Annotated in this window: 10 protein-coding genes and 1 pseudogene; 3 read left to right on the forward strand and 8 right to left on the reverse strand. The window is 73.6% G+C overall.

Annotated elements, in window-relative coordinates:
- Positions 1-34 precede the first annotated feature (34 nt).
- From ACWCXX_RS15430 to ACWCXX_RS15440, 3 genes are all read right to left on the reverse strand, one after another.
- Complete coding sequence (locus tag ACWCXX_RS15430) at positions 35-3,646, reverse strand: UvrD-helicase domain-containing protein (RefSeq protein ID WP_451127278.1); 3,612 nt, start codon at positions 3,644-3,646, stop codon at positions 35-37.
- A gap of 156 nt (positions 3,647-3,802) precedes the next feature.
- Entirely contained in the window at positions 3,803-7,369 is a 3,567-nt protein-coding gene (locus tag ACWCXX_RS15435; RefSeq protein ID WP_451127280.1) for an ATP-dependent helicase, read from the reverse strand.
- A 560-nt stretch (positions 7,370-7,929) separates the two neighbouring features.
- Positions 7,930-8,388: an MGMT family protein gene (locus tag ACWCXX_RS15440; RefSeq protein ID WP_451127282.1), complete on the reverse strand. Its 459-nt coding sequence runs from the start codon at positions 8,386-8,388 to the stop codon at positions 7,930-7,932.
- A gap of 242 nt (positions 8,389-8,630) precedes the next feature.
- On the opposite strand from ACWCXX_RS15440, the gene ACWCXX_RS15445 reads away from it, so the two are divergent.
- Positions 8,631-11,477, forward strand: coding sequence for a lysylphosphatidylglycerol synthase transmembrane domain-containing protein (locus tag ACWCXX_RS15445; RefSeq protein WP_451127284.1), 2,847 nt, complete (start codon positions 8,631-8,633; stop codon positions 11,475-11,477).
- 56 nt (positions 11,478-11,533) lie between these two features.
- On the opposite strand, the pseudogene ACWCXX_RS15450 reads toward ACWCXX_RS15445, so the two are convergent.
- A pseudogene (locus ACWCXX_RS15450) lies at positions 11,534-12,329 on the reverse strand (zinc-binding dehydrogenase); the annotation flags it as partial.
- A gap of 166 nt (positions 12,330-12,495) precedes the next feature.
- Here ACWCXX_RS15450 and ACWCXX_RS15455 point away from each other — a divergent pair.
- Both ACWCXX_RS15455 and ACWCXX_RS15460 read left to right on the forward strand, forming a co-directional pair.
- Entirely contained in the window at positions 12,496-14,097 is a 1,602-nt protein-coding gene (locus ACWCXX_RS15455; RefSeq protein ID WP_451127286.1) for an alpha/beta hydrolase, read from the forward strand.
- Between the two features lie 242 nt (positions 14,098-14,339).
- A complete protein-coding gene (locus ACWCXX_RS15460) occupies positions 14,340-15,920 on the forward strand; it encodes an alpha/beta hydrolase (protein WP_451127288.1) in 1,581 nt (526 codons plus the stop codon).
- Between the two features lie 85 nt (positions 15,921-16,005).
- On the opposite strand, the gene moeZ is transcribed toward ACWCXX_RS15460, so the two are convergent.
- The 4 genes from moeZ to ACWCXX_RS15480 form a co-directional block, all read right to left on the reverse strand.
- Positions 16,006-17,184 carry an adenylyltransferase/sulfurtransferase MoeZ gene (gene moeZ, locus ACWCXX_RS15465; RefSeq protein ID WP_451127290.1) on the reverse strand — a complete coding sequence of 393 codons (1,179 nt, stop codon included), beginning with the start codon at positions 17,182-17,184 and terminating at the stop codon, positions 16,006-16,008.
- Between the two features lie 85 nt (positions 17,185-17,269).
- Positions 17,270-18,100, reverse strand: coding sequence for a spherulation-specific family 4 protein (locus ACWCXX_RS15470; protein WP_451127292.1), 831 nt, complete (start codon positions 18,098-18,100; stop codon positions 17,270-17,272).
- Positions 18,088-19,053: an NAD-dependent epimerase/dehydratase family protein gene (locus tag ACWCXX_RS15475; RefSeq protein ID WP_451127294.1), complete on the reverse strand. Its 966-nt coding sequence runs from the start codon at positions 19,051-19,053 to the stop codon at positions 18,088-18,090. Before ACWCXX_RS15475 ends, ACWCXX_RS15470 begins: the two co-directional genes overlap by 13 nt.
- A gap of 229 nt (positions 19,054-19,282) precedes the next feature.
- The gene (locus ACWCXX_RS15480) at positions 19,283-20,650 is read right to left on the reverse strand and encodes a hypothetical protein (protein WP_451127296.1); all 1,368 of its coding nucleotides are present in this window, start codon (positions 20,648-20,650) and stop codon (positions 19,283-19,285) included.
- Positions 20,651-20,678 lie beyond the last annotated feature (28 nt).

The following is a 20,678-nucleotide window of genomic DNA, read 5'->3' on the forward strand; positions in this document are numbered from 1 at the left end:
GCCCTCGGTACGGGGTCGGTACGGCTGGCCGGGGCTAGTCCGGTTGTTCATCGAGCAGGATCCGTTCCAGTTCCGCCCGGCCGGGGAGGCGGCTGGGGCGGACGGTCTCGCCGCTGCGTACGTACAGGAACGTGGCGGTGACGTCGGTGAGCGGCAGGTCGTGCAGCTCGGCCCAGGCCAGGCGGTAGACCGCGAGCTGGAGGGGGTCGGCGGTGTTGGTGCGGGTGGTCTTCCAGTCGACGATCTCGTACGTGTTCCCGGTGCGGTACACCGCGTCGATGCGGCCCCGGACCACCCGGCCGGCCAGGGTGATCTGGAACGGCGTCTCGACGCGGTACGGGGTGCGGCGGGCGTACGGGGTGCGCTCGAACGCCTCCTTGAGTTCGGCGAGGTCGCGCTCGTCGGCGATCTCGGCCTCGTTCCCGTCGCCGCCGGGCAGCTCGTCGGGGCCGAGCATGGGCAGCGGCAGCTCCTCGAAGCGGGACTCCACCCAGGCGTGGAAGCGGGTGCCCCGGCGGGCCGCGGGCTGCGGGGGCCTCGGCATCGGGCGGGCCAGCTCCTGGGCGAAGCCCTCGGGGTCGTCGGCGAGGCGCAGCAGCTGGGTGGCGGAGAGCGAGGCGGGGACGAGGACGTCGCGCACGGTGGCGCGGGCACGGCGCAGTTCGCCGGTGAGCGCGTCGAGGTCGCGGTCCCAGGAGGCGAGGGTGCGGGCCTCCTCGGGGGTGAGGCGGTGCGTCCCGGCGGGCGCGGGGCGCTCCTCCTCGGGGGCGCGGGCGGCGGGGATGTGGGGCTGACGGGGCCGCGCGGTGCTGTCGGCCCAGTCGGTGCTGTCGGTGCTGTCGGTGTCGGCAGCGGTGGCGGTGGCGGTGGCGGTGTACGTCTCGTCGTCGGAGAGCGGGCCGTCTTCGTACAGGCCGTCGGGGAACGGGTCGTCAGGGAACGGGCCGTCGTACAGGTCGTCCTCGTACGGCTCGTCGGGAAACGGAGCCTCGTCGTACGGGCCGTTGTGCGGGGAGGGGGGCTCGTACTGCTCGTACGGCTCGTCCTGCGCGCCTCCTGTCCCGGCCAGGGCCTCCAGGTGGGCCATCACCGCGTCGGCGGCGGCGCGGCGGCGGGCCAGCGCGGTGTCGTCGAGGGGGAGCGGCCATGCCTGGTCGGCGGTCTTCTCCGCGAGCGCCGGGTTCTCCTCGTCCTCGGCCGGTTCGTCGGCCCAGACCTCGATCTCGCCGTTTCCGGCCGCGCAGTGCTCGTACAGCGCGTGCAGGAAGCCGGACGGGCCGCGCGGCTTCTTCTGGGACGGGCCCCACCAGTGGCCGGAGCCGAGCAGCAGGGTGCGGGGCCGGGTGAAGGTGACGTACCCCAGGCGGAGCTCCTCGGTGTACTGGTGCTCCTTCATCTCCTCCTTGAAGCCCTTGAGGCCCTTGGCGTCCCAGGAGTGGATGACGGGGAGGGTGGCCCGGTCCCCGCGCAGGGCGTGCGGCAGGACCTTGGCCTGGGAGGTCCAGGCGTCGCGGGACTGGCCGCTGGGGAACTGGCCGGTGACCAGGCCGGGCACGGCGACGACGTCCCACTCCAGGCCCTTGGACTTGTGGGCGGTGAGGACCTTGACGGTGTTCTCGCCGCCGGGCAGGGCGTTGTCCAGGCCCTTCTCGTACTGGACGGCGGTGCGCAGGAAGCCGAGGAAGGCGAGGAGGGTGGCCTCGCTCTCGACGGCGGCGAAACGGGCCGCGACGTCCAGGAAGTTGCCGAGGGTCTCGCGGCGGCGGGCGGCCAGGGCCTGTGGCGACGCGGAGAGTTCGACCTCCAGGCCGGTGGTGGCGAGGACCCGGTGCAGTACGTCCATCAGGGGGTCGGCCAGCGAGCGGCGCAGGTCGCGCAGTTCGGCGGCGAGGCGAGCGAAGCGGACCCGGGCGTCGGCGGAGAACGGAAGCCCGTCGTCCGCCTCCCCGCCGGATTCGAGGAAGGTGTCCAGCGCGTCGGCGAGCGAGATCACCTCGGCCGGGTCGATGCCCTCGACGGCCTCGGCGAGACGGCGGTCGGGGTCGAAGTCCTCGTCGTCGCCGTGGGCCGCGCGGTGGACGAGGAGCCGGGCCCGGCGGCCGAGCAGGGCCAGGTCGCGGGGGCCGATGCGCCAGCGGGGGCCGGTGAGCAGCCGGACCAGGGAGGCATTGGCCCCGGGGTCCTGGAGGACCTCGCAGACCGCGACGAGGTCGGCGACCTCGGGAAGGTGCAGCAGCCCGGACAGGCCGACGACCTCGACCGGGACCTCGCGGGCCACGAGCGCGGCCTGGATCTCCGGGAAGTCGCCCGCCGTCCGGCACAGGACGGCGATCTCGCCGGGCTCCTTGCCGGTCCTCACCAGGTGGGCGATCGAGTCGGCGAGCCAGTCGATCTCCTCGGTGTGGGTACGGAGCAGGGCGCAGCGGACGACGCCGTCGCGTTCGGCGCCCGGGGCGGGGCGCAGCGCCTCGACGCCCTCGTGCATGGCGCGCAGCGGGGTGGCGAGACCGTTGGCGAGGTGGAGGAGCCGGCCGCCGCTGCGGCGGTTCTCGCTGAGGGAGTAACGGGTGGCGGGGGTGCCGTCGGCGTGCGGGAAGTGGCGCGGGAAGTCGTCGAGGTTGGCGACGGAGGCGCCGCGCCAGCCGTAGATCGCCTGGCAGGGGTCGCCGACGGCGGTGACGGCGTGCCCGGTCGCGACCGCCCTCTCGGCCGTGCCGGTGTCGGTGTCGGCGGGGGTGCCGGTGCCGGCAGGGGTTTCGGGGCCGGGCTCGGGGCCGCGGCCGAAGAGGGCGGAGAGCAGCAGGCGCTGGGCGACGGAGGTGTCCTGGTACTCGTCGAGCAGGACGACCCGGAACTCGTCGCGCAGGATCGCGCCGACCTCGGGGCGGGTGAGCGCCAGTTCGGCGGAGAGCGCGATCTGGTCGCCGAAGTCGAGGAGGTCGCGGCTCCGCTTGGCCTCGCGGTAGCGGCGGGTCAGCTGGAGCAGTTCGCGTCGGGCCTCGGTGGTCTCGGGGACCTTGCGCAGTTCGGCGTTGGTGAGCCGGGCCGATTCGAGTGTGCGCAGGAGGTCGGTGTCGTGCTCCGCGAGCTGTTCGGGGCGTACGAGGTGCTCGGCGAGCTCGGCGTCGAGGGCCAGCAGATCGCTGACCAGAGTGGGGAACGACCTGGTCAGGGCCGGGTAGGGGCCGGGGGCCTCGCGCAGTACGCGGGCGGCGAGCTGGTAGCGGGTGGCGTCGGCGAGGAGGCGGGTGGTGGGTTCGAGCCCGATGCGCAGCCCGTGCTCGGTGAGGAGCCGGCCTGCGAACGCGTGGTACGTGGAGATGCTGGGCTCGCCCGGCGGGTTGTCCGGGTCGATCGCGTCCGGATCGGTGACCCCGGCCGCGATCAGGGCCTTGCGGACGCGCTCGGCGAGCTCGCCGGCCGCCTTGTTGGTGAAGGTGAGCCCGAGGACCTGTTCGGGGGCCACCTGGCCGGTCCCCACCAGCCACACCACGCGGGCCGCCATCACCGTGGTCTTCCCGGACCCGGCCCCGGCGACGATCACCTGCGGTGCGGGAGGTGCGGTGATGCAGGCCGTCTGCTCGGGGGTGAACGGAATCCCGAGGAGCTCCTTGAGCTGCTCGGGATCGGTGATGCGTGAGGACACCCCAGGGAGGTTAGCCGTACGCACTGACACCGCGCGGCCCCCACCGGTCCACCGGTCCGTGCGCACGCCCCGTGCGCACCATCGTTCCCATGGTTCGCCCCCCGTGGCCTGTTCCACCCCCGGGCCGTCCCGCTCCTCCCCTCTCTCCGGAGGGGCTCATTCCAGGATGTGGCGGCCCTCCGGCTGGGCGCTGCACGAGGCCCGGAAGGCGCAGTGCCCGCAGTGCTGGCCGGTCGAGGGCGTGAAGCGTTCGTCCAGCACCCGGCCCGCGGCCGTGGCCAGCAGGTCGGAGACCCACTCGCCCCCGCCGTCCCCGCCGCCTCCTCCGTCGAGCGGTTCCTGCGCCTGCACCTTGGGCAGGGCGTCGCCGCCCTCCTTCTTCGCGGCGCCCTGGCGCAGCTGCACCAGTTCGGCGCCGCCGGGCTCGGGGCGCCGGCCGTCGAAGACCTCGTCGACCGCCCCTTCCCGGACGGCCAGCTGGTACACCGCGAGCTGGGGGTGACGGGCGACCTCGTCCTTGGTCGGGGCCTGCTTGCCGGTCTTGAAGTCGACGACGTAGGCCCGGCCCTCGGCGTCCTGCTCGACGCGGTCCATGGAGCCCCGGATGCGCACCTCGTACTCCCCCGCCTCCAGCGTCACGTCGAAGTCGTGCTCGCTCGCGGCGGAGGTGCGGCCGGTGCGGTCCATGACGTGCCAGCGCAGGAAGCGTTCGAGGGCGATCCGGGCCTGTTCCTTCTCCTGCCGGGACTTCCAGGGGGCGTCGAAGACGAGGCCGTCCCAGACCGATTCCAGCCGTTCCATCAGGACGTCCAGATCGGCGGGGGTGCGCCCGGAGGCCACCTCGTCGGCGAGTACGTGGACGACGTTGCCGAAGCCCTGGGCCGCCGTGGCCGGTGCGTCCGCCTTCACCTCGCGGCCCAGGAACCACTGGAGCGCGCAGGTGTTGGCGAGCTGGTCGAGCGCGCTGCCGGAGAGCGCCACGGGGCGGTCCCGGTCGCGGAGCGGCACGGCGGACCGGGTCGGTTCGTACAGGCCCCACCAGCGGTGGGGGTGCGCCGCCGGGACGAGCGGGGCGCCCTCGTCGTCGGTGAGCGCGGCGAGGCGGGCGAGGCGGCGGGCGGCCTCCTCGCGCAGGGCGTCGGACGCCTCGGGATCGACGGTGGTGGCGCGCAGCTCGGCGACGAGCGCGGCGACGGCGAGGGGGCGGCGCGGGCGGCCGGTGACGTCGCGCGGTTCGACGCCGAGTTCGGCGAGGAAGCGGGACGGCTGGTCGCCGTCGTCGGCGGGGGCCTTCACGGCGGTGACGACGAGGCGTTCGCGGGCTCGGGTCGCCGCGACGTAGAAGAGCCGGCGCTCCTCGGCGAGGAGGGCGCCGGGGGCGAGTGGTTCGGCCAGCCCGTCGCGGCCGATCCGGTCCGCCTCCAGCAGCGAACCCCGGCGGCGCAGGTCCGGCCAGAGCCCCTCCTGCACCCCCGCGACGACGACGAGGCGCCACTCCAGGCCCTTGGAGCGGTGCGCGGTCATCAGCCGTACGGCGTCGGGGCGCACCACGCGCCGGGAGAGGGTGTCGGCGGCGATGTCCTGGGCGTCGACCTCCTCCAGGAAGTTGAGCGCGCCGCGCCCGCCGGTGCGCTCCTCGGCGCGGGCCGCGGTGTCGAAGAGCGCGCAGACCGCGTCGAGGTCGCGGTCGGCGTTGCGTCCGGCCGCGCCGCCGCGCAGGGCGGCGCGTTCCAGCCGCCCCGGCCACGGGGTGCCGGACCACAGCGTCCACAGCGCCTCCTCCGCGGTGCCGCCCCCTTCGAGCAGCTCGCGCGCCTTGCGCAGGAGCGCGCCGAGGCGCTGGGCCCCGCGGGCGTACGCCGGATCGTGTGCGACGAGCCGTTCGGGCTCGGCGAGCGCACGGGCCAGCAGGTCGCCGGAGGGCGCCGGTACGCGGTTCCCGGCGGCCCGCTCCTCGTCGCGCAGGGCCCGGCCGAGGCGGCGCAGATCGGCCGCGTCCATGGAGCCGAGAGGGGAGGCGAGGAGGGTCAGGGCGGTCTCGGTGTCCAGCCAGGGGGCCTCGTCGTCGGAGGCGGGGGCTGGGTCTGGGGCCGGTGCGAATGCCGGGCCGCCCTCCTGAGGGGGGGCCGCAGTCTCCTCGGCCGCCTCCGGAGCATCTGCCCCTGAAGCATCCGCCTCCGGAGCACCTGTCCCCGGAACATCCGCCTCCGGGACCTCGGCGCTCCCGGCCGACGCCACGCCTCCCCCGTCCCCGTTCCCGTTCCCGCTCTCGTCCCCCTCCCCGTCCGGCGTGCCCCGGTGCAGGGCTGCCGTGGCGACCGCGCGCAGGGCGGTCAGGAGCGGGGCCACCGCCGGTTCATGGCGCAGGGGAAGGTCGTCACCGTCGACCTCCAGGGGCACACCGGCCGACGTCAGGGCCCGGCGCAGCGAGGGGATCGTGCGGCCTCCGGCCCGTACGAGCACCGCCATCTCGTTCCACGGGACGCCGTCCTCCAGGTGGGCCCGGCGCAGCAGGTCCGCGATGTTGTCCAGCTCGGTGGAGGCGGTCGGGTAGGTGTACGCCTCCGCTCTCCCGCCCTCGTGGACCGCGGTCAGCTCCCGGTGGGCGCGGACCTTCTCCGAGGGGAGCCGGGTCAGCGGCATCCGGCGGGTCAGCAGCCGGGTGGCGGCCAGCAGCTGTGCCCCGGACCGGCGCGAGGTGGTGAGCACGCCGACCGGGGCCGGGGCGCCGTCCGCCCGCCGGAACGTCTCCGGGAAGTCGAGGATGCCGTTCACGTCGGCGCCCCGGAACGCGTAGATCGACTGGTCCGGGTCACCGAAGGCGATCAGGTCCCGGCCGCCCCCGGCGCCCCGGGCGCTCCCCCGGTTGCCCGCCAGCGCGTGCAGCAGCCGCACCTGGGCCGGGTCCGTGTCCTGGTACTCGTCGACGAACACGGCGTCGTACTGCCCCGCGAGCAGCGCCGCCACCTCGGGGCGCTCCGCGAGGAGCACGGCGCGGTGCACCAGCTCCGCGTAGTCCAGCACTCCCTGCGCGTCCAGCACGTCCAGGTACTCGGCGAGGAACTCGGCGGCGGCGCCCCAGTCGGGCCGGCCGGTGCGGCGGGCGAAGTCGGCCAGCGCGTCCGGTCCCAGGCCCAGCTCCCGGCTGCGGGCCAGCACCGCGCGCACCTCGTCGGCGAAGCCGCGCGTGGTCAGGCAGGCCCGCAGTTCGTCGGGCCAGCGGATGTGGGGGAAGCCCTCCCGTTCCAGTTCGAGCTGGCCGGCGAGCAGTTCGCGGACGGTGACGTCCTGCTCCGGCCCGGAGAGCAGCCGCAGCGGTTCGGCGAAGAGATCGGCGTTCTGGTGGGCACGGACCAGCGCGTAACAGAAGGAGTGGAACGTGGTGGCCTGCGGGCCGCGGGCGGCACCGAGCCGGGCGGCCATCCGGTCGCGCAGCTCCACGGCCGCCTTGCGGCTGAAGGTGAGCACCAGGAGGCGGGCGGGGTCGGCGCCCCGCGCGACCCGGGCGGCGACCGCCTCGACGAGCGTGGTCGTCTTGCCGGTGCCGGGGCCGGCGAGCACCAGGAGCGGGCCGCCGGGATGATCAACCACCGCGCGCTGTGCCGCGTCCAGAAGGGGGGGGTCCACGGAGCCCGGCGGAGTACGCACCAGGCGGTACGCGCCCGCGGTCCGCCGTCGTGCCTGACGGTGCGGACTGTGCCGGGTGAAGGAGGAGGAACTCACGTGGATCGCCGGTCCTGGTGGGTGTGCTGGTGGTGAAGGTGCGGTGCGGGGCGCGAACTGACGACGCTACGCCAGCGGTGACGCGATGCGGGGCGCGGGCGCTGCGTGCCTCGTCACGTTCCGGGGCGCGGACGCCGTCGGAGGTCGCACCGTACGCCCGACCGTGTCCGACATCACGCACGTTGCAGATATCACGTGCTTCACGCGCATCACGTACGTCACATGCATCGTGCGCATCACGCACATCACGGGTGCCCCGCGCCCTGAGTGCTCCGGGTGTCCTGAGTGCTCCGACCCGCACATCTCGACAGGAACCGATGCGTCCGATGCGTCCGATCCTGCGGAAAACGGCGCGTCCCGCTGCGCAGGAACCTGCACATCCGGTCCGGCGGGAGCCGGTGCGTTCCGCGGCGCGGGCCCCGTCGACGGCCCCCTCGGGGCCTTCGTCGCAGGTCCTGCCCCGGCTCGCGGCGCACGTCCCGCCGGGCGTCCACTCCCGCACGCCCCTCGTGTCGTACGGGCCCGGCGTCGCCCGTCGCGCCGCCGAATGGCCGAAGCTGTCAGATATGAGCACCTCCGCCCCTGTCCCGGTCCGCGCCCCCGCCCGTGGTGACGCCGTCCCACCGCGCCCGCTTCATGTCCAGGCGCGGCAGATGGCCCTCAGCGCCGCGCGACGCCTCGCGCAGCGGGGTGCCCTCCTCGCGGTAGTGGTCCAGCGCCCGCAGCTCGTGGCCGGGCAGCAGCGCCCCGTCGGCCCGCACCACGCGCCACCACGGCACCGCGGACCCGTACAGCGCCATGACCCGGCCGACCTGGCGCGGGCCCCCGTCGCCCAGCCACTCGGCGACGTCGCCGTACGTCATGACGCGGCCGGGCGGGATCAGCTCGGCGACGTCGAGCACCCGCTCCGCGTACTCCGGCAGCTCGTGGACCGTCGGCCCGGCGCCCGGCCGGTCGTCTCCTGCCCGGTCGGCGCCCGCCCCGCCGTTCGTCCCGCCGTTCGTCCGGTGTTGGCTCATCCGGCCCATCCTGCCGTACACCACCGACAGCCCGGCCCGGTCCGGGTGCTTTCGTCCACGGTCCGCGTGCCGCCGTCCACAGGGCGTGCGTGCGGAGGGAAAGGGGCGTATTTTGCGCTTCGCGCGTCCGGGCGGTGCACCCTGATGCCCCCCTCCGGCGCCGGGCCGTGCCACCATCGTGCAGGCGGTGACCGGTGATACGAGACCACGAAGAACCATCAGAGGCGACGAAGGAGCAGGGCGTGCAGCCACCGAAGGCGGCGGACGCCCCTGATGCCGAGCCCCATCCGGACGCGCCCCGCGCATCCGCCGGGAAGGGCCGCGCCGACGCGTCCCGCACGCCCTTCGAGGGGTCCGGTCCGGACGCGGCCGGGGCCGGTGCGGAGCGAGAGGCCGCCCCCGGGCATCCGGCCGGATCGACGCTCTCGACCGTCGCGCGGGAACAGGCCGAACGCGTCTCGGGGGACGAACCGCTGCTTCCCGCCCGGGTCCACCGCCCCTCCGACCTCATGCGGCTCCTCATCGGGATCCTGGCGATCGCCGTCCTGTTCTCGATCGCCGCGTTCGCCCACGGCACCACCGCCGGTCTCGAACAGGACATCAACAAGGGCACCGGCCAGGCGCCCGACGTCCTGATCAAGCTCGCCGGTCTGGTCTCCAGCATCGCCGTGCTGCTCGTCCCGGTCGCGTTCGCGATCGAGCGGCTGATCAAACGCGACGGGCTGCGGATCGCCGACGGTGTGCTCGCCGCCGTACTGGCGCACGGCGTCACCCTCGCCACCGACCTCTGGGTTTCCAGATACGCCCCCGGCACCATCAAGGACGCCCTGACCCAGCCACAGCCGGGGGACGCGCTCACCGACCCCGTGCACGGCTATCTCGCCCCCGTGATCGCGTACATGACGGCGGTCGGGATGGCGAGACGGCCGCGCTGGCGGGTGGTGCTGTGGGTGGTGCTGCTGCTCGACGCGTTCGCCATGCTGGTCGGCGGCTACACGACCCCGTTCTCGATCGTCCTGACCGTGCTGATCGGCTGGACCGTCGCGTACGGCACGCTGTACACGGTCGGCTCGCCCAACGTCCGGCCGACCGGTCAGCACCTGATGGCCGGCCTGCGTCACGTCGGCTTCCGCCCCGTCACCGCGATGCGCGCCGAGGACACCCCCGACTCGGGCGACCAGAGCGACCGGGGGCGCCGCTATCTGGTGTCCCTGGAGGACGGGGCGCCGCTCGACGTCACGGTCGTCGACCGCGAACAGCAGGCCCAGGGCTTCTTCTACCGGCTGTGGCGCAGGCTCACCCTGCGCGGCATCACCCAGCGCAGTTCCATCCAGTCGCTGCGCCAGGCCCTGGAGCAGGAGGCGCTGCTCGCGTACGCGGCGATCGCCGCCGGGGCCAACGCCCCCAAGCTGATCGCCACCTCCGAGCTCGGTCCCGACGCCGTGATGCTGGTGTACGAGCACATCGGCGGCCGTTCCCTGGACGCGCTGGAGGACTTGGAGATCACCGACGAGGTGCTGCGCGGCGCCTGGCGCCAGGTGAAGTCGCTCCAGTCACGAAGAATCGCGCACCGCAGGCTCACGGGTGACGCCATCCTGGTGGATCGTTCCGGCAAGGTGTTCGTCACCGATCTGCGCGGCGGCGAGATCGCGGCCGGCGATCTGGTGCTGCGGATGGACGTGGCCCAGCTGCTCACCACCACCGGTCTGCGGGTGGGTGCCGAGCGGGCCGTGGCCGGAGCCCTGGAGGTCCTCGGCCCCGATGCCGTCGCCGACTGTCTGCCGCTGCTCCAGCCGATCGCGCTGAGCCGCTCGACCCGTGCGACGCTGCGTCGGCTGGCCCGGGAGCGTTCGCAGCGGGAGCGCGAGGCGGTGCTGGAGGCGTCGGACGCGGCCCGGCGGGCCAGGGCCCAGGAGCACGCTGCCCCGGAGGGGGCGGCCGACACCGTCACCGAGGCCGAGGCCGACGACCGTACCGGCCGGAAACCGGGCCGCAAGGCCGACCGAAAGGCACTCCGCAACCAGAAACAGGCCGAGAAGCGGGCCCTGGACGACGCGCTGGAGGGGGCCCGCGAGGAGGACCTGCTCTCCCAGATGCGGCAGCAGGTGCTGCTGATCCGGCCGCAGGCGCCGGTCGAGCCGGTGCGGCTGGAGCGCATCAAGCCGCGCACCCTCGTGAGCTGCATCGCCGGTGCGATCGCCGCGTACTTCCTCATCTCCCAGGTCACCCAGGCCGACTTCGGCGCGGTCGTCGAGCAGGCGGAGTGGGGCTGGGTGGCCGCCGCCGTCGGCTTCTCCGCCCTCAGTTATGTGGCGGCCTCGATGAGCCTGCTGGGCTTCGTGCCCGAGCGGGTGTCGTTCGGCAAGACGGTGCTGGCGCAGGTCGCCGGGTCCTTCGTGAAGATCGTCGCCCCGGCCGCGGTCGGCGGGGTGGCGCTGAACACCCGCTTCCTGCAGCGGGCCGGGGTGCGGCCGGGGCTCGCCGTGGCGAGTGTCGGCGCCTCGCAGCTCTTCGGTCTCGGCTGCCACATCCTGCTGCTGGCGGCGTTCGGCTATCTGACCGGCACCGAGCGGACCTCGTCCTCGCTCACCCCGTCCAGGACCGTGATCGCCGGGCTGCTGACGGTCGCCGTGCTGGTGCTGGTGGTGACGGCGGTTCCGTTCCTGCGGAAGTTCGTGGTGACGCGGGTGCGGTCGCTGTTCGCCGGGGTCGTGCCGCGGATGCTCGACGTGGTGCAGCGGCCGCAGAAGCTGCTGACGGGCATCGGCGGGATGCTGCTGCTGACCCTCCTGTTCGTGCTGTGCCTGGACGCCTCGATCCGGGCGTTCAGCGGCCCGGACGTACCGCACCTCAGCTACGCCAGCGTCGCGGTGGTCTTCCTGGCCGGCAACGCCCTGGGCTCGGCGGCGCCCACGCCGGGCGGCATGGGCGCGGTGGAGGGCGCGCTGACCCTGGGCCTGATCGCGGTCGGCCTGCCGAAGGAGGTCGCGGCCCCGGCCGTGCTGCTGTACCGGCTGCTGACGCTGTGGCTCCCGGTGCTTCCCGGCTGGCTCTGCTTCAACCACCTGACCCGCAAGGGCGAACTCTGACGGTTCCCCACTCCCCCGGGAAGACGCTCCCCGGGGGAGGGCGGGGAGCGGTCGGGTCAGGGCTTGAGGAGGGCCTTGACGGCGCGGCGTTCGTCCATGGCCCTGCAGCCCTCGGCGACCCGGTCCAGGGGCAGGACGAGGTCGAAGACCCTGCCCGGGTCGATGCGGCCGGTCAGGACGCGTTCGATCAGGTCGGGCAGGTAGCGGCGTGCGGGGGCGGGACCGCCGCGCAGGCCGACGTGGGAGAAGAACAGTTCCTGCCCGTCGATCGCCACTTCGTGGGAGACGCCGACGAAGCCGACGTTTCCGCCGGGCCGGGCCGAGTGCAGCGCCTGCCGCATGGCCTGGGCGGTACCGACGCACTCCAGCACGCTGTCGGCGCCGATCCCGCCGGTGAGGTCCTTGATCCGGGCGATGCCCTCCTCACCGCGCTCGGCGACGATGTCGGTGGCGCCGAACTCGCGGGCGAGGTTCTGCCGGGACTCGTGGCGGCTCATCGCGATGATCCGCTCCGCACCCATCTCCTTCGCGGCGATCACCCCGCACAGGCCGACCGCCCCGTCGCCGACGACGACGGCGGTGGAGCCGGGCCCGACCTCGGCGGCCAGGGCGGCGTACCGACCGGTGCCCATCGCGTCGGAGACGGCGAGCAGACCGGGCAGGACGCGTCGGCCGGGTGACCGTCCGTGGCGACCAGGGTGCCCTGGGCGTGGGGATGCGCACGTAGTCGGCCTGGCAGGTGCTCATGAACTCGCGGTGCAGGCAGTTGGACTGCCAGCCGCCCCGGCAGTTCGCGCAGGTGTTGTCCGAGGTGGCGAACGAGCCGACGGCGAACTGGCCCGGCCGGACGCGGGAGCCTGACGCCCCCTCTCCTCCCGGTCCACCGAACGTGTCCTGACGGCTCCTCAGCCTCCGGACGGGTGGTCGGCGAGGCCAGTCGGGCGACGGTCCGTGTCCCGACCACCCGCTTGGACCGGTGTCCCGTGCACCCCTCCGGTTCGCCCCGCACGATGGGCCCATGAGGACCTCCCCCGCCCTGCGCGCCGCCGCTCTGGCCGCCGTCGTCACCGTGCTCCTGCCCGTCACCGCCTGCTCGAAGAGCGGCACCGAGGAAGGCACCGGGCCGCGCAGCTCGCCGCTGGCGGCGAACGCCGCCGAGACGACCGGCTCCGGCGACCTCGCCTCCCAGGAACTGACGTGGAAGCCCTGCCCCGCCCCGGTCCCGGCGCAGGGCGGCGGAAAGGCGCCGACCCCGCTGCCCGGCGGCCCTCCCTGGGAGTGCTCGTTCATGCGGGTCCCGCTCGACCACGCGAAGCCCGACGGCAGAACGATCCAGCTGGCGCTCATCCGGGCCAGGGCCCGGGACCAGAGCAAGCGGATCGGTTCCCTCGTCTTCAACTTCGGCGGGCCCGGCGCCTCCGGCGTCGCCACCCTGCCCGCCTTCGGCAGGGACTACGACAAGCTCCGCGCCCGCTACGACCTGGTCAGCTTCGACCCGCGCGGCGTGGGCCGCAGCGCGGGGGTGCGGTGCGAGAGCGACAAGGAGCTCGACGCCCGCTACGAGATCGACGGCACGCCGGACACCCCCGCGGAGGTGAAGACCCTCGTCAAGAGCACCAGGACGTTCGCGGAGGCCTGCGAGCGGAACTCCGGCAACCAGCTCCCCCACGTCGGCACCACCGAGGCCGCCCGTGACATGGATCTGATCCGCCAGGTGCTCGGCGACAAGAAGCTGTACTACTTCGGCATCTCGTACGGCACCGAACTGGGCGGTGTGTACGCCCACTTGTTCCCGAAGAACGTCGGCAGGGCGGTGCTGGACGCGGTGGTGGACCCGACCCAGAACTCCGAGCAGTCCTCGCTCGGCCAGACCAAGGGCTTCCAGCTCGCGCTGGACAACTTCGCCCAGGACTGTGTGAACCGCGGTGCCAACTGCAAGCTCGCCGGTTCCACCCCCGCGGAGGTCGAGCAGGGCATCTCCGGTCTGCTCGCCTCGCTGGAGAAGAAGCCGGTCGAGGGTCTCGGCTCGCGCCCGCTGACCCAGACCCTGGCCATCACCGGCATCGCGACCGCGCTCTACTCCAGGGAGACCTGGCCGCTGCTGGAGCAGGGGGTGGACGAGGCCGAGGGCGGCAACGGAGCGCTCCTCCTCGCCCTCGCCGACTCGCTGAACGGCCGTTCGCAGGACGGCCGTTACGACAACTCGATGGCCGCCAACACCGCCATCAACTGCGCCGACTCCAAGGAGCGGTTCACCGCGGAGCAGACCGAGGCCAAGCTCCCGGAGTTCCGGTCCGCCTCGAAGATCTTCGGGGACTACCTCGGCTGGGGTCTGCTGGCCTGCACCGACTGGCCGGTCGCGGGCGCCTGGAAGACCCCGGACGTCAGTGCCCCGGGCTCGGCCCCCATCCTCGTCATCGGCAACACCGGCGACCCGGCGACGCCGTACGAGGGCGCCAAGGCGATGACGGACGCGCTGGGCGATGACGTCGGCGTGCAGATGACGTACAAGGGCCAGGGGCACGGCGCGTACAACAGCGGCAACGCCTGTGTGCAGAAGACCGTGGGCAGCTATCTGCTGGACGGCAAGGTTCCGGCGGCCGGAACCGTCTGCGCGTAGGAACGCTCCCCCTCGTGACCCGGGGCCCGTCCGGCGAGCGGAACCGGACGGGCCCGTCGCGCCGCGTCCGGGCGCCACGGCCGGACACCACGCCCGGACCCGGCGCCCGGCCGCGGCCCGTGGGACAGCCCTTAGCATGAGCGGACTTCTGCACGCCTCAGCTGCAGGCACCGCCGTACGCCACGACGACAGGCACGCCCCGTGCGCCGTGGGTACGGGCAACAACGGGGAGGACGTACGACGTGGCCGCACACGCACGCGCCGGAGCTCTGGCCGGCACCGCACTTCTGCTGACGGGCCTGCTCGCGGGCTGCGGCGGGGAGACGGACGACAAACCGGCCGACCGCACGGACCGCGGCGCGGCGTCCCCGGCCGGCGATCCGTCGGCCGCGCCGGAGGAACAGGCCGGTCTGCCCCCGCTGCCCGCCTCCCTCACCTCCCAGCAGCCGGACTGGAAGCGCTGCGAGGCCCCGGAGGGCGGCAGCGCGCCCGGCCCTCAGTGGCAGTGCTCGACGGTCCGGGTGCCGCTGGACTACACGAAGCCGGACGGCGGGACGGTCGGGATCGCGCTGATCCGCAAGAAGGCCGAGAACACGGGGCGGCGCCTCGGTTCGATGCTGTTCAACTTCGGCGGCCCCGGCGGTTCGGGGGTCTCGATACTGCCGCGCGCCGCCGGTTCGTACGGGGAGCTCAACTCCCGGTACGACCTGGTGGGCTTCGACCCGCGCGGGGTCGCGGCCAGCGAGGGGGTGAACTGCCGCACCGACAAGGAGCAGGAGGACTCCTTCCGGAAGATCGACATGACTCCGGACACGGCGGCGGAGGAGGCGGCGTTCCTGAAGGACGGCGCGGACTTCGGCGCCGGTTGCGAGCGCCGCTCCGGCAGGCTCCTGCCGCACGTCGGCACGGTGAACGCCGCCCGCGACATGGACCTGGTCCGCCAGGTGCTCGGCGACCGGAAGCTCACCTACTTCGGCATGTCGTACGGCACCGAGCTCGGCGGCACCTACGCCCACCTCTTCCCCCGGAACGTCGGACGCACCGTCCTGGACGCCGTCGTCGACCCGACCGCGGACGTCGTCGGGCACGCCCGCAACCAGGCGACCGGCTTCCAGCGGGCCCTGGAGAACTACCTCAAGGACCGGGGCCAGGACCCGAAGGCGGGCACGCGGCGCATCGCACGGCTGCTGGAGCGCATCGACAAGAAGCCGCTGCCCACCGCCTCGGGCCGCGAGCTGAACGACTCCCTGGCCGTCACCGGAATCGTCATGCCGCTCTACTCCAAGAGCAACTGGCCTTATCTGACACAGGCGTTGGACGAGGCGGAGAAGAGCGGCACCGGCACCAGGCTGCTCCAGCTCGCCGACTCGTACAACGGCCGTGACGAGAAGGGGCACTACGACACCCAGAGCCACTCGCAGCGCGCCATCTCCTGCGCGGACAGCAGGCTCCGGCCGACGGCGGACGAGGCCAGGGCGCTCCTGCCGGAGTTCCGGAAGCTGTCCCCGGTGTTCGGGCCGTTCCTGGCGTGGGACACGGCGGGCTGGTGCTCGCAGTGGCCGGTGGAGGGTGAGCACGACAACCCGGAGACGAGCGCTCCGGGCGCCGGTCCGATCCTGGTCGTGGGCACGACCGGTGACCCGGCGACGCCGTACGAGGGTGCCCGGAAGATGGCGGACGAGCTGGGCAGGGGTGTCGGCGTCCTGCTCACCAACAAGGGCGAGGGGCACGGCGCGTACGGCGGGAACGCCTGTGTGACGTCGGCCGTGAACACGTACTTCCTCGACGGGAAGGTCCCGGAGGACGGGAAGACCTGCTCGTAGGGCGGTCCACAGAATCGATACGGCGAGGGGGCCGGTCCGTGCGGACCGGCCCCCTCGCCGTGTTCGGTGTTCCGGTGCGTCGTGCTCAGTACACCGGCTTCTCGGGCTCGATCTGGTTGACCCAGCCGATCACGCCGCCGCCCACGTGCACCGCGTCGGCGAAGCCTGCCGACTTGAGGACCGCGAGGACCTCGGCGCTGCGGACGCCGGTCTTGCAGTGCAGGACGATGCGCCTGTCCTGCGGGAGGTCCTGGAGGGCGTTGCCCATCAGGAACTCGTTCTTCGGGATCAGCTTGGCGCCGGGGATCGAGACGATCTCGTACTCGTTCGGCTCGCGGACGTCGATGATCTCGATCTTCTCGTCCGTGTCGATCCACTCCTTGAGCTGCTTGGGAGTGATCGTGGAACCGGCCGCCGCCTCCTGGGCCTCCTCGGACACGACGCCGCAGAAGGCCTCGTAGTCGATGAGCTCGGTGACGGTGGGGTTCTCGCCGCAGACCGCGCAGTCGGGGTCCTTGCGGACCTTGACCTGGCGGTACTGCATCTCCAGGGCGTCGTAGATCATCAGCCGGCCGACCAGCGGGTCGCCGATGCCGGCGATCAGCTTGATGGCCTCGTTGACCTGGATGGAGCCGATGGAGGCGCAGAGCACCCCGAGCACGCCGCCCTCGGCGCAGGAGGGAACCATGCCCGGCGGGGGCGGCTCCGGGTAGAGGCAGCGGTAGCAGGGGCCGTGCTCGGACCAGAAGACGGACGCCTGGCCGTCGAACCGGTAGATCGAGCCCCAGATGTACGGCTTGTTCAGCAGTACGGCCGCGTCGTTGACCAGATAGCGGGTGGCGAAGTTGTCCGTGCCGTCCACGATCAGGTCGTACTGGGCGAAGATGTCCATCACGTTGTCGGCTTCGAGCCGTCCCTCGTGAAGGACCACGTTCACGTACGGGTTGATGCCGAGCACCGAGTCCCTGGCGGACTCGGCCTTGGAACGGCCGATGTCGGACTGGCTGTGGATGATCTGGCGCTGCAGGTTCGATTCGTCGACCTCGTCGAACTCCACGATGCCGAGCGTGCCCACACCGGCCGCGGCCAGGTACATCAGGGCCGGCGACCCCAGACCGCCGGCGCCGACGCAGAGCACCTTCGCGTTCTTCAGCCGCTTCTGTCCGTCCATCCCGACATCCGGGATGATCAGGTGGCGGGAGTACCTGCGGACCTCGTCGACGGTGAGCTCAGCAGCTGGCTCGACCAGGGGTGGCAGCGACACAGGAACCTCAACAATGCAGGTGGTCGGTTTCTACGTACTTCAACGGCGTACGGTTGTTCTTCCGGTAACACTGCCACGCCCCTTCTCATTCCGAGATACCTGGTCCGATCCGCGAGACGATTTCGTCCCAGTACCTGGGCAGCGTCGCGAATGGGTCCATTCGTCCGCGTTGACCGTCTCGATCCGTGAAGAAGATCGTGCCTGCTCCCTGCCAGCGGGCGATGCGCATGGCCTCTTCGAGGTGGGTGCGCGGGACGCCGTGGACGAAGTGCGCGAACTTCTCCGGCGGATAGGCCGCGGTCCACTCCGCCACCTGCGACCAGCGGTAGTCGGTCCACGGGCCGCAGAAGGTCACCAACTGGTCGGCGGCCTCCGCGTAGCCGGGGTACGGGTGGGTGCCGGGCGCGAGCACCAGTGGCCCGCGCCCCTCCCCGCGCGGCCGGTCCCCGGCGTCGAGGAGCGCGGCAAGCGTGCCGGTGAGACGGCGCACCGCCGGGAGCCCGGCGCGTTCGGCCGGGCAGCGGTCGAGGTAGAAGCCGTCGACGCGGTACCAGTCGAGGAAGGACCGCGCGTCGGCGATCAGCTCCTCGAAGGGCCGGCCGCCGAGGGCCAGGTCGAGGTGGCCGAGCAGCCTGCCGCCCGCCGCCCGGACCGAGTCGCGCGGGTCCTCGTCGTGCACGGCCCGCTCCCGTGCGTTGCGCAGTCGGCCCGCGGCCTCCAGGCAGTGCGGATCGGGGCGGCTGCCGGGGCCGTTGTCGATGTTGAGGACGGCCCAGTGCAGCGGGGTGCCGGGGCGGGCCAGTTCGGCCCATTCGGCGGGGGCGAGCAGCGGGTGCGCGCAGCCGGGGACGCCGAAGCCGACCTGCTCGGCGCCACAGGTTCTGGGGGCTGTTCCGGTGGCGGTCAGATACGGCACGCCGCCTCCATCCAGATGTCGGCGAGGGACTCCTCCAGATTGATCCGGGGGCGCCAGCCGAGCCGGTCCCTGGCGGTGCGGACGTCGGCCTGCTGCCAGGCTCCGCAGCCGTCGGGGTAGGGGGACGGGGTCGCCGAGAGGTGCTCGATGACCGACTCGTTGGAGGTGCGCTGGGCGCCGATGGGCAGCCGGGGCGGGGGCCCGTCCAGCTCGTGGAGCGCGCCCGCGTATCCGGCGACCCTGGCGAGGACGGCGGCCGCGTCCCGCAGGCGCACGGCGCGTCCGGTACCGATGTTGACGACGCCCTGGGCGGCGGAGAGCGAGGCGGCGTGCACGGCGCGCGCGACGTCGCGCACATCGACGAAGTCGCGCTGCACACCGAGGCCGCTGAGCTTCAGCTCGCCGTCCCCGGACTGCATGGCCCGGCGCATCGCCTCGGCGAGCCTGCCGAGCGGGGAGCCGGCCGGGGTGCCGGGCCCGACCGGGGAGAAGACCCGCAGCACGACCGCGTCGAGGTCGGAGCCGAGGACGAGTTCGGTGGCGGCGAGCTTGCTGACGCCGTACGGGCCGCCGGGCCGCGGCAGCGCGTCCTCGGCGGTGGACGAGCCGGGCTGCGAGGGCCCGTATTCCGAGGAGCAGCCGACCTGGACGAGGCGGGCCTTGCAGCCGCTGCGTCGCATCGCCTCGCAGACGGTGGCGACGGCGACGGTGTTGTGACGGGTCAGCTCGCGCGCGCCACCGCGGGTGGCGCCCGCGCAGTTGACGACGACGCCGGGGTGGACGGCGTCCAGGAAGCGGGTCAGCGCGCCGGGGCTGCCGCTGGCCAGGTCGAACCGCACGTCGGCGTCGTCACCGCGACCGAGTGCCGTGAGGTGCACGGCGGGGTCGGCGAGCAGGCGGTCGGCCACGAAGCGGCCGAGGAACCCGTTGGCTCCGAGCAGCAGCACCCTCATCGCGCGCCCCCTCGGCGCCGACGGCGACCTGCCGGTGAAGGGGATTGGGGGGTCATGTTCGTTGTCTCCTCGATGAAGTGAGATGTGGTGACGCGGCAGCGACCCGCGACGTCGGCTCCGCGGGGCGTGCGTGTGTCCGTATGAAAGGTGAAGGGGGTGGTGGGGGGGGTGATCGCGGGTGCCGCTCGTACCGGGCGGGGTCGGCGATCACGGGGTGGAGCGGCTGTGGTCACCCGGCGGTGCCGCTTTCGTCGGCTCGGGCGGGGGTGTGGGCGGACGCCCGGGGGAGGAGGACGGTGGCGGTGACGAGCAGCCCGAGAGCGGGGACGCCGCAGGCGACGGCGGGGACGGCTCCGGTGCCGCCCGCCACGACGAGGGCGTCGACGGGGCGGGCCAGGAAGTGCAGACCGGGCAGTCTCCCGGCCAGGATCAGGGCGGGCACCAGGGCCTCGACGGCGCAGGCGGTGGCGAGCGCGGCGGTGGCCGGTCCGGGGAAGCCGTGCACTGTCAGCAGCCGGGCCAGCAGGAGCAGCACTCCGAGCGCGGCCGCTCCGACGAACGCCCCGCCGCCCCCGTGCCCGAGGCGGGCGAGGTGCAGCAGGCCGGTGAGGACGCACAGGTGGAGTGCGACGGCGCCGAACAGCAGGGGGCGCACACCGGCGGCGAACTCCTCCAGCGCGCGGCTGCTGTGGAGTTTGCGGTGCGCGTGCACGGAGAAGAGGTGGGCGCACCAGGCGGCCGGGGCGAGCGAGAGGGCCAGCCCCAGCAGCGGTGCGGGGGTGATCGCCCAGGGGCCTTCGGGGCCGCCGCTGAGCACCTGGTCGATCAGGGGTTCGCCGTACAGGACGTAGCCGAGGAGCCAGCAGCCGTACAGTCGGGCCGCGACCGGGGAGCGGCCTTCGGCGCGCAGGGGGCCGTCGCGCAGGGCGAGGGCGAGTCCGGCGAGCACGAGGAGCGCGCCGGTGAGGGCGAGCGCGATCCGGGCCCGTCCTCCGAGCGTCCCTTCGGTGAGTTCGAGGGCGTCGAGGGTCGCGATGCAGACCGCCCCCGGCAGCAGGGCGCGGAACGACCAGGCGGCGCGCGTCTCGACGTCGCGCTCCGGCGCACCGGGGCGGGTCACGGGCTCCGTGGCCGCGCCGGGCACCCGTGCGAACAGCTCCTCGGCGAGCGAGAAGACGTCGCGGTGCCGGTAGCGGGCGGCGACCCGGTCGGTGACGCCGTGGGCCTCCAGCCCGGCGGCGATCTCCAGCGGGTCGACGGCCCGTTCGCACAGCTGCCGGTGCCGGTGCATCAGCGACTTCACGGGGTCGGCGGTGCCGCGCCGCGCGGCACCGGGCCGCCGGGCCGCAGTGGCCCCCGCGATCTCGGGAGCCCGGCGGGCCCCGGCTCCGGCTCCGACCCCGGTGACGAGAGCTCCGGCCCCGGCTTCGCAGACCCCGGACTCGACCTCGGCCCCGGCCCCGGCCCCGGGCTCGGCCTCGGCGACGCGGGTCCCGGCGGTCGGGGGTCGGGTGCTCCCCCTTCCGGCGGTGACCGGCGTGCTTCCACCGGTGACCGGTGTGACGGGTGCGTCGGACACCTCGGTCGGGCGGCCCATGGTGACTCCTCCGTGCTCGTCGCCGGCC

Source organism: Streptomyces sp. NPDC001732, from assembly GCF_053596315.1.

Bases quoted from the DNA above. Each gene is read 5' to 3' on its own strand.
- ACWCXX_RS15440 (WP_451127282.1), bottom strand. From the start codon at position 8,388: ATGAGCCAACACCGGACGAACGGCGGGACGAACGGCGGGGCGGGCGCC.
- ACWCXX_RS15480 (WP_451127296.1), bottom strand. From the start codon at position 20,650: ATGGGCCGCCCGACCGAGGTGTCCGACGCACCCGTCACACCGGTCACC.
- ACWCXX_RS15455 (WP_451127286.1), top strand. From the start codon at position 12,496: ATGAGGACCTCCCCCGCCCTGCGCGCCGCCGCTCTGGCCGCCGTCGTC.
- ACWCXX_RS15475 (WP_451127294.1), bottom strand. From the start codon at position 19,053: ATGAGGGTGCTGCTGCTCGGAGCCAACGGGTTCCTCGGCCGCTTCGTG.